The organism is Paenibacillus sp. PsM32, from assembly GCF_030433815.1.
Lineage (GTDB): Bacteria > Bacillota > Bacilli > Paenibacillales > Paenibacillaceae > Saccharibacillus > Saccharibacillus kyungheensis.
The window spans coordinates 40,397-56,926 of record NZ_JARUWY010000010.1 but is presented as its reverse complement, the minus strand read 5'-3'; the positions used below and the strand labels follow the sequence as shown (position 1 = coordinate 56,926).

Below are 16,530 nucleotides of genomic sequence, written 5' to 3'. Positions count from 1 at the left end.
CTTCACTACTTATATCTGTTATCTGTTACCTGATATAAGATTAGCTTAATTTATACAATAATTCACCAGAACGTGTATTGGACTGTGTAGACGATTGAAGATCGTTGTAATCATTAATATTCGTTACGATAACAGGTGTAATCGTCTCATAGCCTTCTTCTCGCACTGCTTTGAGATCGAACTCCATCAATAGATCGCCGATCTTCACAGTCTCTCCTGCTTTGGCATGTGGTGTAAAATGTTTGCCTTTTAATTTGACGGTATCAATTCCGATATGAATCAACATTTCGGTGCCTGTATCACTTACAAGCCCGATAGCATGCCCACTTTTGGATACAGAGAATACTGTTCCATTGACAGGCGATACGATTCGTCCTTCTGTTGGTTCAATCGCTACGCCTTTCCCCATAATCTCTTGTGAGAAAGCAGGATCATTTACAGCGCTTAGTGGCTTCACTTCGCCGGCAACCGGACTGAAAATATCAGCCGCGATAACTTGTTGTACAGCAGGTTGATGAATATCGATCACATTGGATGCTGCTACAGTATTCGATGCTACAGGAGTACTGTTCACTTCATTTGCTGTACCTTGAGCAGGTTCAGCTTCTTCTGTGCTTTCTTTCACACCGATAAAGTAAGTGATCGCTGTTGCAGATACTAATGCTATCAGACCACCTAATAATGCATAGATCAATGTACTGATGGATGGACTAATAAATGCCGCTACACTTGGTAGACCTACTAAGCCTGTAATAACATATGATTTTACATGGAAGATACCCATAAATGCTCCACCGATAGCTCCACCGATAAGAGCAGCTATAAATGGCTTTTTGAATTTCATATTGATACCATACATCGCAGGTTCAGTAATACCCATAATCGCAGTTAAGCCTGTAGAGAAACCGAGCGATTTGGTTTGAGCATTTTTGGAACGAAGCCCTACTCCTAGTGCTCCACCTGCTTGTGCCCAGTTCGCCGCGAACATCAATGGAATAATAAAGTCATATCCTAATGCTGTAATTGAACCGATAACGATTGGAGTTAATGCGTAATGCATTCCTGTAATAATAAGCAATGACATCGTGCCGCCGATCAGAATACTTGCGACAATCGACATATTTTCAAATAACCATGCAATACCTCCAGACAACCCACTACCAATAATAGAACCTAACGGCCCAATAGCAATCAATGTGAGTGGAACCATGACCAGCAATGTAACTGTAGGTACGACTAGCAATTTGAGAGAAACATGCGTATAACGATCTACTGCTTTCTCAACATAAGAAGCGATCCAGATCGCAATAACGATCGGAATAACGGTAGAAGAATACGTTGCTGCAACTACAGGGATGCTAGCAAACGTTACACTTTGACCTGAAGACAATAATGCTGTAATCGTCGGGTGCATAATAGCTGCTCCTAAGGCTGCCCCGATATACATATTACTGCCTAGCTTACGAGAAGCACTAATCGCTAAAATAATCGGTAAGAAGTAAAATGCTCCGTCTCCAATCGCCGATAAAATAATATACGTCGAACTGGTATTCGACATCCAGCCTAATGCAACAAGGATCGCGACAATCCCTTTTATCATCCCTGCGCCTGTAATTGCTGGTAAGATCGGGGTAAACATTCCTGAAATAAAATCAAACAGTGTACTGATCGGATTTTGTTTCTTTTTCGGCTTGGTTGAAGCTGTCTCTTCTAGCTGACCTGATCCTGGAATCTTTTTCACTAATTCTTTGTATACGTTTGCTACTTCATTTCCGATAATAACTTGAAATTGTCCTCCATTTTTCATAACACCCATAACGCCCGGCGTTTTTTCCAATTGAGCTTTGTTAGCCAGATTATCGTCATTTAAGTTAAAACGAAGTCTTGTCATACAATGTGTCACTTGATCAATATTGCTTGTACCGCCTACCAAATCCAGTATGTCTTGCGATAGTTTCTCTTTATCCATGTTGTCTTTCTCCTTTTTATATAGGGCGACTAGAACGATTAAGATACAAAAAAACCTAAATGTCTATAAATGAGTCAGTCTATACTGACAGTACATACAATACGTGTACCGCATATTGCATGGTCATCTATCCACATTCAGGTTTTGCCTAATTAAAGTCACAATCCCATTCGTTGGTGTATTTATTTGTATCGGTCGGTTCAATGATCTACCCTTCTGATCTTTCTGCATGTTCTGCTTTGGTAATACGTTCGATATGAATTGTCAGATATAATAATTCATCTTTAGAAAGAGTACGCTGATGAATTTTGCTTGTATACGATTGAATCTTTTGTGCACAAGCATAAGCATTAGGATATTGGACTTTGACCATATCATGTAGAGGATTGTCGCCAGAATCGCTGACCGTATCATGAAGTACACGCTGTGCAAAAAACTTCAGATGCGTCAAAAAGCGGAAATAACTTAGTGATTCTTCATCCATTTCAAATACATAATGTCTGGTCACTATGCGTAGCACGTCTTTGACAATATTAGTCATACTAATCGTCTCGCTCATCTCGCCGTTTAATTGCGAATTAACGAAATGCAGTGCAATAAATCCACCTTCATCTTCAGTCAGTTCCACACCTAATTTATCTTCAATCATTTGCAGAGCTTTCATTCCGATTATATATTCTTTGCGATATAACTTTTTGATCTCCCAAAGAATTGCGTTTCGAATCTCTATCCCTTGCCGATAACGTTCAATCGCAAAATGAATATGATCGGTTAATGAAATATAAATACTATCATGCAATTTGCTACCTAGTATCGTCTGCGCATATCGAATAATTTCATCTGAACAATCTACGTATTCGATGGGAATGTCTGATAATAATGTCATCAACTTTTGTGAGACTTCCCTATTTTCGAGCTTGAATACTTTTTCTACTTTTGTCTCATCCACCAGATCGCCGGGGTGCTTTTTAAAACCGATACCTCGCCCCATAACAACCATTTCCTGTTCAGCAGGATTGATGACAGTCACAACATTATTATTCAGAACTTGTGCTATTTTCATTCCCATCACCTTTTACTATCAAAATAGTCAAAAAGGCAAAACCAAAAATGACTTGGAACGTCAATTTCGGTTTTGCCTGAGTAAACAGTAACAATCCGTGTGTTTTTGGTTTTCTGTGAATCCATAGTAACATAGCCTTAAAACGTTAGCAATAGTTTTTTGTAAGCACTTACTTTGTGGTGATGTAAAAAGGAATTTTCAAGCTTACTTTTCGATCAATTCAAACTCTGCCATTTGTACTGCTTTGGCACTTGATCCGATATACACTTTAAATTCACCAGCATCCGCTACCCATTGCAAGCGTGAATTACAATATTTAAGCATTTCTTCGGTGATTTCAAACTGTACTTGAGCAGTCTCTCCTCCAGCTAAAGTCACTTTTTGGAACCCTTTTAGTTCTTTAACAGGTCGAACAGTACTTCCGTATAGATCTTGAATATACATTTGTACAATTTCTGCTCCTGATACTGAACTTGTATTGGTCACTTGAATAGTCGCTGTGATCGATTCAGTGCGTTGCATCGCTTGACGATCTAATTCTATTGCTGAATATTCAAATTGGCTATAACTAAGCCCGTATCCGAAAGGATATAAAGGATCATTTGGGCCGTCCAAATATTTAGAAATGTATTTCTCATGTTCATTTTCAGCTGTTACAGGTCTACCGGTATTAAAGTGGTTATAGTAGATCGGTACTTGACCCAATTGCTTCGGAAAGCTCATCGTTAACTTCGCAGACGGATTATAATCACCGACTAATACATCAGCAATCGCATGCCCGGCTTGTGAACCCAAAAACCATGTTTCTACAATACTATCCATATGCTCTTCATACCAATCCAGTACTAGAGGTCGTCCGTTGGTGAGAACAAGCACAACCGCTTTACCGGATTGCTTCGCTAATTCCACGATAGCTTCAGCTAGTTTTTGCTGTGGTTCAGGAATCGTAATATTCATACGAGACGCGGCTTCACCAGACATATCACTATTTTCACCCAATGCTAACAAAATAACGTCTGCATGTCCGGCTACTTCAAGTGCTTGTTCTACTCCACCTGCAATCGGTTCGTTCACTTTGGAACCTTCACTGTATAATAGACGATCTTCTTGGATACCTTTGGCTTGTAATCCTTCTAATAAAGTAACGGTATCTGCTCCATATTTAGAAAACTGCCATGGCCCTAACAAATCTTTGCTATCACCAAAAGGTCCAATTACAGCAATACGTGCGCTAGATTCAGCAACATGTAACGGTAACGTTTGAGCTTCATTTTTGAGTAGTACAATCGATTTCTGTGCCAACTCACGACTCGCTTGAAGATGATTTTCGTTGAAGTGATATTCCACTTCTTTATCAGGACGCACATAACGAAAAGGATCATCCATAATACCGATCTGATATTTATATGTCAAAATGCGTCGTACCGCATCATCCAATTGTTGTTCTTGAATTTTACCGTCTGCTACAAGTTGGGGTAAAAATTGTTCATACGTCTGAGATACCATTTCGATATCCATCGTTGCATTTAAAGATAGACGTGCAGCTTCACTGCGATCTTTGGCAACACCATGTGTATAAATTTCTTCGACTGCACCATAATCAGAGATTAGAATACCATCAAATCCTAATTCATCACGTAGCAAATCTTTCAAAATAAATTCACTAGCTGCTATAGGAATCCCTTGATAGAAGTTAAAAGCATTCATCACAGATGCTGCTCCAGCTTCAAGTCCAGCCTGGAACGGAGGCAAATACAGATTACGCAACATCCATTCTGAAATATCAACGGTATTGTAATCACGACCGGATTCAGAAGCACCATAAGCAATAAAGTGTTTGAGACAAGCAATCAATGTTTCTTTATCAAATAAGCTTGCGCCTTGAAACCCTTCTACTTGTGCTCTAGCAATTAATGAACCTAGATAAGGATCTTCGCCTGAGCCTTCGACTACCCGTCCCCAACGCGCATCACGCGCAATATCAACCATTGGTGCATGATTGTACGTAATTCCTGTAGCTGTCGCTTCTTTGGCTGCAATCGCACATGCTTCACGAATCGCTTCAATATCCCAACTGCAAGACCATGCGAGTGGAACAGGGAAAATCGTCTGGAAACCATGAATCACATCGGCGTTAAACATCAACGGAATACCCAAACGCGATTTTTCTACTGCTGTTTTTTGCAATTCAAACACACGACTACTATTAAAAGCACCTAGAATGGAGCCTGTACGACCCTGCTCTACAAGAACATCTGCCGATTCGGCTTCAATATCGCCACCAAAAGCAAAATCAGAAGCCATACACTGACTCATTTGCCCGATTTTCTCAGCAACGGTCATCTGTCCAAGCAATTGTTCTACTTGAGCTTGAATATCTTCTGTTGTGCGTTCGACAACATTATTTTTATGATAAGGAGCAACGACGTTGATCAATTCTTCACTCAACGATTGTCCTCTACCTCTTGTACCATCTAACTTCATCACACCTGTAAAAGGTAAAGAGATAAAGCCTGTAAAGCAATCTTCTTCAAAAACCATTTCAATCGTAGCTTCGCCTTCACCATGTGGCAAAACGACTACACTTCCTGTTGCTTTTAGCGTATTACCTTCTACATGTATATGCTTGATATCCAAAGCAAGTGGTAATGGCTCCATCTGTACCGTTAATGAATAATCCTGTGGTGTTGGCTTAGGAGACTCTTGCTGAACCTCAAATAAAAATTTCCATTTGGATGATTGTAATTGTGATGTACTGTTCCATATTCCTATCATTCGTATGCCCTCGTTTCCCAATGCTATTCTCTATTTGTGTTGTATCGCGATCTTATCTTTACTTTATAGGGATCGCTTTTGTCTACTGCTTTAATGTAAGCGTTATGACATTATATTTATGGTATTATTCCTATTTTTTTAGTAAAATAATAAATACGTTATCATCAGTATCTTATAGATAGCGTATTTTGAAATGATAGGAGTTGCACAATCATATGAATACAACCTGGCTGAATACGCTTAAATTTATAATGAAATGCTTACATATTGAATATCAGGTTCCACTCTATATTGTGGATCAACAAGGTGCGCTAATTGAAGAATATCCTGCACAGAACTTTAATCCTTTATATGCTAGTAAAAGCGAAGGGCTTGAGCTATTGACTCAGCATATTCAAGGACATTATCCACTGATTCATGCAACCAATTTTGTAGAGCAGTATTTGATCGTACCTTTACCTGCTCAGCCTACGGTTCAAGCTAATAGTAATGAACCTATAGATCCTGCTTCATCTCATCCGTTGCCTACGCCAGAGAGTACTTCTGTCGATATCGAAGGTGCTCTGATAGCGGGGCCTTTTTTCAATGCGATTGTACCGGAAGAGTTAATCAAAGGAATTATTGTAGATCACCAATTGTCTTTTCGTCAGCAAGATGAAGTATGGGCATTTTACAAAAATGTGCCACTGATCTCTAAAGAACGCATATACAATGCAGCCGTTATGATTTATTTTATGTTATATCAAAAAGAATTGGATATCGCCGAATTGATTCAACATAATTTGCATATTCCTGCCGCTTCTATACATCGTGTTCATCTGGACTCGATTCCACATCTGTCTTCGTCTACCTTACTGTCTTATCACGAGGAAGCCGAATATACACCACCTGATCGTTATCACCATAATCCTGAGATGGAACGTATTTTTCTGCAATATATAAGAGAAGGTCGCAAAGAAGATTTGATTCAATGGGAATTGGGCTTCCCGACAGAGAAATTGGGAGTACTTTCGAAAAAAAGCTTATTACGCAACGAAAAGAATCTAGGTATTTGCTCGGTGACGCTGGTCACACGTGCGGCAATGGATGGCGGAGTGAACGCCGAAATCGCTTATACATTAAGTGATTTTTATATTCAAGCGGTCGAAGAATGTGAAAATCCAGCGCAAGTGCATATGACTACCCAGCGATGCAATGCTGACTTTGTCGATCGAGTGCTGGAAGGTCAGAAGCAACGATATTCCCATGAAGTCAATCTAACACGTCATTACATTTTCAGCCATTTGTATGAACCGATTCATCTACAAGATTTAGCAAAAGAAACGAAGCTGAATGCGGATTACCTATCACAGTTATTTAAAAAAGAAATTGGATGTTCGCCTGTTGTCTATATTCAGCAACAACGTATTGATGAAGCGAAAAAATTAATCAGTCTCTCGCATTATTCGTTAGCAGAAATTTCAACGTTGTTGCAGTTTCATGATCAGAGTTATTTTACAAAGATTTTTAAAAGGTACACTGGGGTTACACCGAAGCAGTATCAGAAGAATCGTACGGGTGGGGAGCGGATGGGTGTAGGGATGTTTTAAAATGTATTGGTGTGAGATGGTGTGAGTTACAGCGCTCCGGGTACGATATTGTTCTTGTCGTCGCTTGTTGTAAATAGATACCTTGATTAACCGCTTTGCGGTAGGTATCCATTTACAAAGGCGAGCGCTTCGCTCTTTCAGAACAATATCGCTCCCTGCGCTCAGTAGAAGTGAGCAAACTTGTTATTTCGGCAAATTTCAAATGCGATTAATTATACCTTAATTAAACATTAATTATTTTAAGTTTTCCTGCTCCCAGATTTCTTGTTGCAATTTTTGATATTCTTCATAATGTTCAAAAGCATCTTTTTCTAATTCATCGATCTCTTTTCTTCGACTTTTCACTTTATTTCTATCTTTCTCATTCCCATATTTTAAGACTAAAATTATACTTTCATTAATGTCTTTCTCATTCAAATCATTAATTTCAGAATTACTATACTCATTTTCTTCTATAAATTGGCGCTGAACATTAAAAGTATAATTCATAATAATTCTAGTTAAATCATTTATAATATAAACAACGTATCCTAACACAGAAAGTCTACTTTTCTCATTCTTAGTTTTAGCATCATTAAAGCTTTTAATATTATTATCTACACTAAATAATTTTTTGATAGTTGTATCATCTAAAAACTTCTCGATTTTAATAAACCATTCAAATAAATAAACCCTATTCTCATACCGTTTACTGTCTAAAGTTAAGCTAAAAAACTTATCCAGAGTTTTATTATCCTTTGCCCATTCTAAAACCTTTGATTTTATTTCATTTTCGTTCTGAAACTTTTTCCAGTTTTCTAATATACATATGATTTCGTGATAATTATTTTCTTTTTCAAGAACATCTAAAGTTAGGGATTTGTAAAATTCTACAATTCCTATTTTTAAATTACCTGAATAGCTTTTTGAAAAACTATTATACAAATGCAAAGCATATACAGTATCAAGATTATGAAATTTAAAATTCATATCATATTTTTCCTCTTTTATCTCCTTAACAAGTAAATCAACTAATTCTAAAATAGATTTATAAATCTTATCTTCAATAGATATACTTTCAATAAAAAATCGATCACCTAAATTTTGAATTAGTATTATTTTTTGCTCGCTATTTAAATCGTAATGATAATTTTTAATCTTTTCAATTACTTTATCTCTTTTATAATCTAAATATAAACTATCAATTTCTTCTTGAATTTCTTTATCATTATCAAATTTGAGCTTTTTGAAAAATTCAGCAAGTAATTTATGAGATAATATCTTCTCTGGTACACTGTACATAAAATATTGTTGGAAATAATCTTTATCATGTATTCTTTTTTGAGAATCGTATTTAAACTTATTTTCATTTCCTAAATCAAAATGCTTTCTAATAGCGGGAAATAAAAATGATAAAACAACTTTATATTTACTAAATGTCTGTAGCTTATCAATTTCCACTTCAGTTAAAGTTTTTTCACTTGTAAAAATACTTGGATTATTATGAATATAATTAAACAATGCAGGGGAATCAATTTTTATAATCAAAAGACGTAACAAATCTAATGAATTCACTTCATCTTTTAGAATTGGATAATATACTGATACCAAATTGGTAAATCTAGTAATATTTCTTATAGACAAGTTCACACTTACTGCATCAGCAATAAATTGAGGATTATATTCTAGATATACCTTTTCTGGTGTACCCGATATTTCTTTGAATATTTCATTTAATTTTTTTTCGTAAAATTGACTAATATAGTGCTCATCTATTTTTGGCAAATAGATTGGAACCTGAATAAACTTTTCAATATATTTTCTAGCTTCATCCTGACTATTATTACTTTTAGAATAAATCGTAGAAAGTGCACTTATCACTACTTCTTCATCTAAAGCAATAACGTAAATAACATTAGGAAAGTCTGCTACTAATCTTACTAACTTAAAAATACTTTTGATCTCTTCTCCATCTAATCGGTCTACATCATCAATATAGACAACTAATTTTCGATTAGATAATTCTAATAATTTTTCAATCTTACTTTTCACATTTGATATATCACTATTTTCTGGATCAGGTATAATTTTATTAAATATTTCTTTTAAGGAAATGATTGAATTGAAACTCCGGATACTTACTGATGATAAGATATCTGCATATTTTTTCAATTCTTTTTTTAAATTAGGATCATAACCACCGTCTCTTTCTATTTCTTCTAACAGCATCATTAAGAATCTTTTTATAAGGTCATCACTTGTACTAAAGTACCAAGGTTTAAATTCAATAAAATTTATTTCTTGTTTTTGGATCTGACTATGTTCTTTTATCATATTATAAAATGAACTTTTCCCACTTCCCCAATTTCCGAAAATACCAATAGTTAAACTCTTATTTGAAATATTGTTTAATACATTAGAAAGTGTTCTAGCAAAATTGCTTCTATTAAAAAGATCATGTTCAATTTTCTCTATAGGTTGATCAGGATCGGTTATATCTTTTTTCACAATAATATCTTTCTTAGATTCTTGGAATAAAAATCTCCCAAGAAAAATAACCATATTTAAAATGGCTAATAGCATTGCCCCATCAAATAAGTCAGATAATAAGTCCCCAGTCCTAAATGTAATTGGACCATTAATTAGAATATAATTTATGATAATACCTATATTTATTGATAAAAAAATGATATTCTTCCATTCCTGAAGAGGTTTTGATAAAGAAGTACACAAACGATTGAACCATTCTCTTAATAAAGAAATACTATTCTTCGGTTCCTGAAGAAAAAAAATATATAAACGATTGACCCATTCTTTTAATAAAGAAATAGATAAAGGCTTAACTCCTCTTGGAAACAAATAAATTAAACAAATAAAAAATGAGATAGTAGTTATCATTAATTCAAAAATAAATTGAATCCACCACTTGTTAAAATCAATATGTATCGTATGATTAAATATTGTTCTTAACATACTTACCAATATGATACAGGCTATGATACTTATACTATATTTCATAAAAATTATTACTTTCTTATGATGTATTAATTCATTATTTTCTGTCAAAATATCATCTTCCTTTTATGGGTATTTTTCTCATTTAATAATATCATGATAATTTCTTTAAGTAATCTATTAAATATAAATTTAAAAATCTTTTGGTAGTCATAATATATTCTAAATACCGACTCAGCGAAGGAAAAGGAATGATCCGTAAGAAGCGTAGCGTTCGCCTTTAAGAATGGATATTTACTGCGCAAGCAGTTGTTCAAAATATCCATTCTTAACAGCGATCGAGAGGATCATCCTTTGACGTAGCGATGTTTCTCCACCATATAAAAGAAAAAAGAAATCCTCCCCACTATCATAATCATCCGCAGACAATCACAATACCAAGAAGGATTTCCTCCATTCACACTCTATATTCAATTAAATCAAGCTTACCCACGATCCACAGGTTTGATTTTCCAAATCTCTGACGCATATTGTCCTATCGTCAGATCACTAGAGAATTTACCGGAATGTCCGATATTATGAATCGATTTTTTGAGCCACTCTTTACGATTACGGTAAGCGAGATCAATCTGAACATGAGCTTCCGTATAGGCAGAGAAATCTTTGAGTACAAAATACTCATCATTCATATCGAGAATCGAACGGTACAAAATATCAAATTCATTATTATGATTAGTAAATGGGCCACGCTCAATCAGTTGATTCATGACTTCTTGAATACGTGAATCACTGTTGTAAATATCGCGTGCATTGTAGCCACCATGTTGATAATAGTCCATCACTTGATCTGCATTCAGTCCGAAAATAAACATGTTATTATCGCCTAACATTTCATGCATTTCTACGTTAGCACCATCCATCGTACCTACAGTTAGAGCACCATTCATCATAAATTTCATATTTCCTGTACCGGAGGCTTCTTTACTAGCGGTAGAGATTTGCTCGCTCACGTCCGCAGCAGGAATAATCTTTTCAGCTAAAGAGACGGAATAATTTTCTAAGAAAAAGACATTCAGCTTGTCTTTCACATCAGGATCATTATTCACTACATTGGCTACACTGTTAATCAGTTTGATCGTACTTTTCGCTAAATAATAACTCGGTGCCGCTTTGGCTCCAAAAATAAAAGTACGTGGCACTATATCCAGTGATGGCATTTCTTTAATCTGATGGTACAAATGGATAATATGAAGAATATTCAAAAATTGTCGTTTATACGCATGCAGACGTTTGACTTGTACATCAAAGATCGAATCCGTATTCACTTTGACACCATATTTTTGTTCAATATATGTCGCCAATTTTTGCTTATTATTGAGCTTGATCTTAGCAGCGCGCTCTTGAAAGCTTGCGTCTTCACTGTATTTCAAAATGCCGACCATTTCTTGCGGATGAGTAATCCAGCGCGTACCTATCGATTCACTCACTAACTGTGATAACTCAGGGTTGGCATGCATTAACCAGCGACGATGAGTGATACCGTTTGTTTTGTTGTTGAACCGATCTGGATACAGCTCGTAGAAATTTTTCATCTCACGATGTTTCAAAATATCGGTATGCAATGCGGCTACCCCGTTAATACTATGAGTACCGGCTATCGCTAGATGTGCCATTTTAACCTGATCGTCGAAAATAATAGCCATATGCGCTACACGATCTGGATCGTCTGGATATTTATCCATAAGCAGACGGCAAAAACGAGCATTGATCTCTTCGATAATCATATACACACGCGGTAACAGTTCACGCACCATATGAGTTGGCCATTTTTCTAAGGCTTCGCTCAAAATCGTATGGTTGGTGTACGATACAGTCTTAGTTACAATCTCCCAAGCTATATCCCATCCATATCCTTTTTCATCCAGCAAAATACGCATCAATTCAGGAATGACCAATGTAGGATGTGTATCATTGATATGAATCGCTATCTTTTTCGGTAGCTCTTCATAGCTAAGTCCTAATTTGTCATACGTACGTAGAATACTTTGCAGACCAGCAGAACAAAGGAAATACTGTTGCTTCAATCGCAATAGTCGTCCAGCATATTGAGAATCATCTGGATACAAAAATTCGGAGATCGATTCAACCGAACGATTGTAATCCAGATAGCTGTAATAGTTGCCGCCTGAAGAAGAACCACGACTTGCCATTTCACGCATTGGTTCTGCGCTCCATAGACGAAGTGTATTCATGTGCGAATTCTCTCTGTTCCCTTTGTATCCAATAACAGGAACATCGTAAGGAATAGCCCATACCCCTTCATAATCATGAAGTGAAAAAGTAAGCTCTCCTGCTTCTTCATGAACTTCTACATTACCGCCAAAGCGAACTTCCACTTTGCGATCATCACGACGAACTTCCCATTCGTTTCCTTTTTGCAGCCAGTTATCCGGTAATTCTACCTGATTACCATCGACTATTTTTTGTTCAAATAGGCCGTATTTATAACGAATCCCGCAACCATGTCCTGCATATCCAAGAGAAGCTAATGAATCCATAAAACAAGCAGCCAGACGACCAAGACCACCATTACCTAGTCCTGCGTCTGCTTCTTGTTCTTCTATTTCAGAAAGAGATACCCCTAAGTCTTCCAGACCTTCTTGCACAATTTCAAGAACACCCATATTGAGTAGATTGTTACCTAGTAGACGACCTATTAGAAATTCAAGAGATAGATAATAGACTTGTTTTTCCTCATTATCTCGAAATTCGCGGTTGGTTGCTGCCCATTCCTTACCGGCAAATTCTCGGATCATCCGACTCAAAATCGTATATACATCTTCACTTGATACTTCTTCCAACGGTTTTCCCAACTTGGAAACTACATTATTCTGAAATATGCTTTTGAATGACTCTTTGCTCGTAAACAACAGGGCGTTCCTCCTCTATTCTAATTCTGATCTACATTTAGACGGAAGTGCTCTTCGCTGTAACATATGGTTTTTTCACATCACCGATCAATGTACGATCTCCTGAAATATGAACATCTTTATCCAAGATCACATTTTCCAATACAGCGCCTGCTTCAATTGTACATTTCTGCAAAATAACTGAATTGACAACACGTGCGCCTTTTTCGACTTTAACACCGCGGAATAAAATACTGTTTTCCACTTCTCCGCCAATAATACATCCATTCGCTAGCAAAGAATTAGTCACTTTAGCACTTTCCAGATACTTGGTCGGTGCTTCGTATTTAATCTTCGTTTGCACAGGTTTCTCATGAAATAACTTCATGTAGTTATCAGGGTTAAGTAAAGCTAGACTATTTTTGTAGTAGCTTTCCACTGAATTAATCACTGCATTGTAGCCTGTATATTCATAAGCTGCAATTTTGAGACCGTTCGGGTTATGTTGAATCACATCACGGAAGAAATAGCTCTTACCATGAGCAATCGAGTAACGAACTTGATCCAAATACAGAGCTTTATCCATAATAAAGATTTCTAGATAAATATTGTTATGATCACGCTCATGATGAATACCTGATACATAGCCATTCTCATCTACTTCTACACGACGACAAGGCCCATGTTCTGGCTCCAACTCTGCTACTTTTTTGTAGACAACTGTAACATCTGCACCTTTTTCTTTGTGATATTTGTAGACTTCATTAAAATCTACTTTATTCACATGTTGGGTACCACTATTCACAACAATATCACCAGAACTGCGATGGAAATAATCCATATTATTATGAATATGTTGCAGATCTCCAAGTGAAGTATCGGTTGGATCATGCCAATCCGGTGGCAATATGAAGAGTCCGCCCCGTTTACGATCCAAATCCCAAGGTCTACCTTCACCCAAATGATCCATTAAAGAACGATATTTACGACGAACAAATAGAGCAATATCTTCCATACCTGCATACATCATATTTGACAAAGCAAAATCGATTAGACGATAGCGTCCACCAAATGGAACGGCTGCACCGCAACGGAAATATGTTAATTCATTTAGTTGGTCTAATTCATGATCCAGGTTGATAACTCCTACGAAGCCCTTCATTCCCATCACCGTCCTCTTTATTTATAATGACTCATTCGTTATTAGTAAGATTTCGCTCTCATCTTCACGATCTACACCAATTTGCTTACCATCTGGCAATATCATACCATCGTCAATAATCGCGCGGTGGATACGAACATTTTTGCCGATTTTCACATTAGGCATAATAACGGAATCAGTAATCACACTACCTTCGCCTACTTCTACACCGAAGAATAGAACCGAATGATTAATTTCACCATGTACAATACAACCTTCGTTAATGATGCTATCACTCACTTTAGCTTCAGGCGCAATATACTGAGCAGGCTGATTCGGGCTACGTGTGAAGATACGCCAGTTCGGATCATTCAAATCCAATTCTGGATGTTCAGATAACATATCCATATTGGATTCCCATAGACTTTGGATTGTACCAACGTCTCTCCAGTATCCTTCAAATGGATAAGCGTATAATGTTTTGGCATCATCTAACAATAACGGAATAATATCTTTACCAAAGTCATAAGAAGAGGTCGGGTTCGTCTCATCTTGAATCAGATAAGATTTTAGAACATCCCATTTGAACAAATAAATACCCATAGAAGCAAGTGTACTTTTTGGATGTTCTGGCTTTTCATCGAACTCGTAAATTTTAAGATCATCATCTGTATTCAGCATACCGAAACGGCTAGCTTCTTCTAGCGTGACATTGACAACAGAAATAGTGCAGTCTGCGTCTTTTTCTTTATGGTAATCCAGCATTTTGCCATAATCCATTTTGTAAATATGGTCACCGGATAAAATAAGAACATGTTCAGGATCGAATCTTTCCACGAAGTTTAGATTGCGATAAATCGCATCTGCTGTTCCTTGATACCAGCTACTGCCTTCTTCGCGTTCATGTGGTGGCAATACAAATACTCCACCATTTTTGCGATCCATATCCCAATCGTTACCAACACCTATGTATGCATGAAGGACCATGGGTTCATATTGCGTTAATACACCTACTGTATCAATACGTGAATTGGCGCAATTACTAAGAGGAAAATCGATAATGCGATAAGTACCGCCAAAATAAACGGCTGGCTTTGCCAGAAATCTTGTTAAACCTTTGAGTCTTTTGCCTTGACCTCCGGCAAGCAACATAGCTACTACTTCTTTCTTACTCATGGAAAAGCCCCCTTCATGTGATTGTCATATAATTTGTAGAGACATGTAGCGCCGAGAGACGATGCCATACAATGAATACTTTATCAATAATTGCTATCGATAAAAGGAAGGAGACCGTCCATCAGGATATGTTGCTCAAAATACCACTTAGAGATTTTCCTTAAAAACAATACCTGCTATGTTTTGTACCCGACAAGCTTCTACAAATTCAGAAGATGCTACAATCAGACTGATATCTTCATTCGAACGCACCAGTCCATGACCTTTGAGTCCATCCGGTTGAAAAGCAACCGAGATATAATGAACAGGGCTTCCATGAATTCCTGGAAGTAAAGGAACATGAACCGATTCTTCTACATCCAAGCAATTGATAACAGTCAAGATATTAAGTACTTGAAACCCGTTAAGCGGTTCACCGTTAACAGTGACTTCTGCATCGACCAATTGTACATCTTTGTCAGCATATTGTCGGATAACGCTAGCAAGTCTAGGTCCCACCAGATCGGGTCCATCGCTCATAAACCAATCAAAATGCATTAAATGATTAAGATCGATATCTCCTTGCAAATGGAACTTTGGCGTCTTCGCCCAATCTCGTTGAGGTGTGCCTTTTTTGAAGCTCAAATGATCCGGTGAATCATTGAAATTGTACTTAAACCAGTAACGATCCGGATACACATTTGCTGGTGACAGGATATAGCACATACATATCTCTTCCTTTCGGGATTGGCAGACCATTCCATACTATAATAATGAATGATGAATATAATTCATTCCTTGAATATAGTATCTATTTCTACATACGTAGCTATTGTCCCTGCTTACCGCTTATATTAACTTACCCTTTTATGCTCTGTATGTGAAAATCGTTCATCTGCCAATCTCCCGGCAAAATATATATACCCGAAAATGTTCATTTCGCCCCTTTTGAGTCATTACGATTTTGTTACAGACTGGTATAATGTTTATTTTAT

General features: G+C 36.8%; 9 protein-coding genes. 1 reads left to right on the top strand and 8 read right to left on the bottom strand.

The genetic code is table 11. From position 1 onward, the window contains the following. Window positions 1–40 precede the first annotated feature (40 nt). The 3 genes from QCD85_RS17760 to QCD85_RS17750 form a co-directional block, all read right to left on the bottom strand. On the bottom strand, window positions 41–1,969 hold the full coding sequence (locus QCD85_RS17760) for a beta-glucoside-specific PTS transporter subunit IIABC (RefSeq protein WP_301263410.1): 1,929 nt from the start codon (window positions 1,967–1,969) through the stop codon (window positions 41–43). A gap of 208 nt (window positions 1,970–2,177) precedes the next feature. Continuing rightward, window positions 2,178–3,032: a BglG family transcription antiterminator LicT gene (licT, locus tag QCD85_RS17755; protein ID WP_273615988.1), complete on the bottom strand. Its 855-nt coding sequence runs from the start codon at window positions 3,030–3,032 to the stop codon at window positions 2,178–2,180. Between the two features lie 204 nt (window positions 3,033–3,236). Then, the gene (locus tag QCD85_RS17750) at window positions 3,237–5,807 is read right to left on the bottom strand and encodes a glycoside hydrolase family 3 N-terminal domain-containing protein (RefSeq protein ID WP_301263409.1); all 2,571 of its coding nucleotides are present in this window, start codon (window positions 5,805–5,807) and stop codon (window positions 3,237–3,239) included. Window positions 5,808–6,022: 215 nt separating this feature from the next. Here QCD85_RS17750 and QCD85_RS17745 point away from each other — a divergent pair, with 215 nt between their 5' ends. Beyond that, the gene (locus QCD85_RS17745) at window positions 6,023–7,396 is read left to right on the top strand and encodes a helix-turn-helix domain-containing protein (RefSeq protein WP_301263408.1); all 1,374 of its coding nucleotides are present in this window, start codon (window positions 6,023–6,025) and stop codon (window positions 7,394–7,396) included. Between the two features lie 234 nt (window positions 7,397–7,630). Here QCD85_RS17745 and QCD85_RS17740 read toward each other — a convergent pair whose 3' ends face one another. The 5 genes from QCD85_RS17740 to QCD85_RS17720 form a co-directional block, all read right to left on the bottom strand. After that, the gene (locus tag QCD85_RS17740; RefSeq protein ID WP_301263407.1) at window positions 7,631–10,441 is read right to left on the bottom strand and encodes a KAP family P-loop NTPase fold protein; all 2,811 of its coding nucleotides are present in this window, start codon (window positions 10,439–10,441) and stop codon (window positions 7,631–7,633) included. Window positions 10,442–10,815: 374 nt separating this feature from the next. Continuing rightward, entirely contained in the window at window positions 10,816–13,260 is a 2,445-nt protein-coding gene (locus QCD85_RS17735) for a glycogen/starch/alpha-glucan phosphorylase (protein WP_301263406.1), read from the bottom strand. A gap of 37 nt (window positions 13,261–13,297) precedes the next feature. Beyond that, window positions 13,298–14,401, bottom strand: a complete 1,104-nt coding sequence (gene glgD, locus QCD85_RS17730) for a glucose-1-phosphate adenylyltransferase subunit GlgD (RefSeq protein ID WP_273616292.1) — start codon at window positions 14,399–14,401, stop codon at window positions 13,298–13,300. A 21-nt stretch (window positions 14,402–14,422) separates the two neighbouring features. Further along, the gene (locus QCD85_RS17725) at window positions 14,423–15,556 is read right to left on the bottom strand and encodes a glucose-1-phosphate adenylyltransferase (RefSeq protein WP_273615981.1); all 1,134 of its coding nucleotides are present in this window, start codon (window positions 15,554–15,556) and stop codon (window positions 14,423–14,425) included. A 147-nt stretch (window positions 15,557–15,703) separates the two neighbouring features. Beyond that, window positions 15,704–16,261, bottom strand: a complete 558-nt coding sequence (locus QCD85_RS17720) for an imm11 family protein (RefSeq protein WP_273615980.1) — start codon at window positions 16,259–16,261, stop codon at window positions 15,704–15,706. Between the last annotated feature and the right edge of the window lie 269 nt (window positions 16,262–16,530).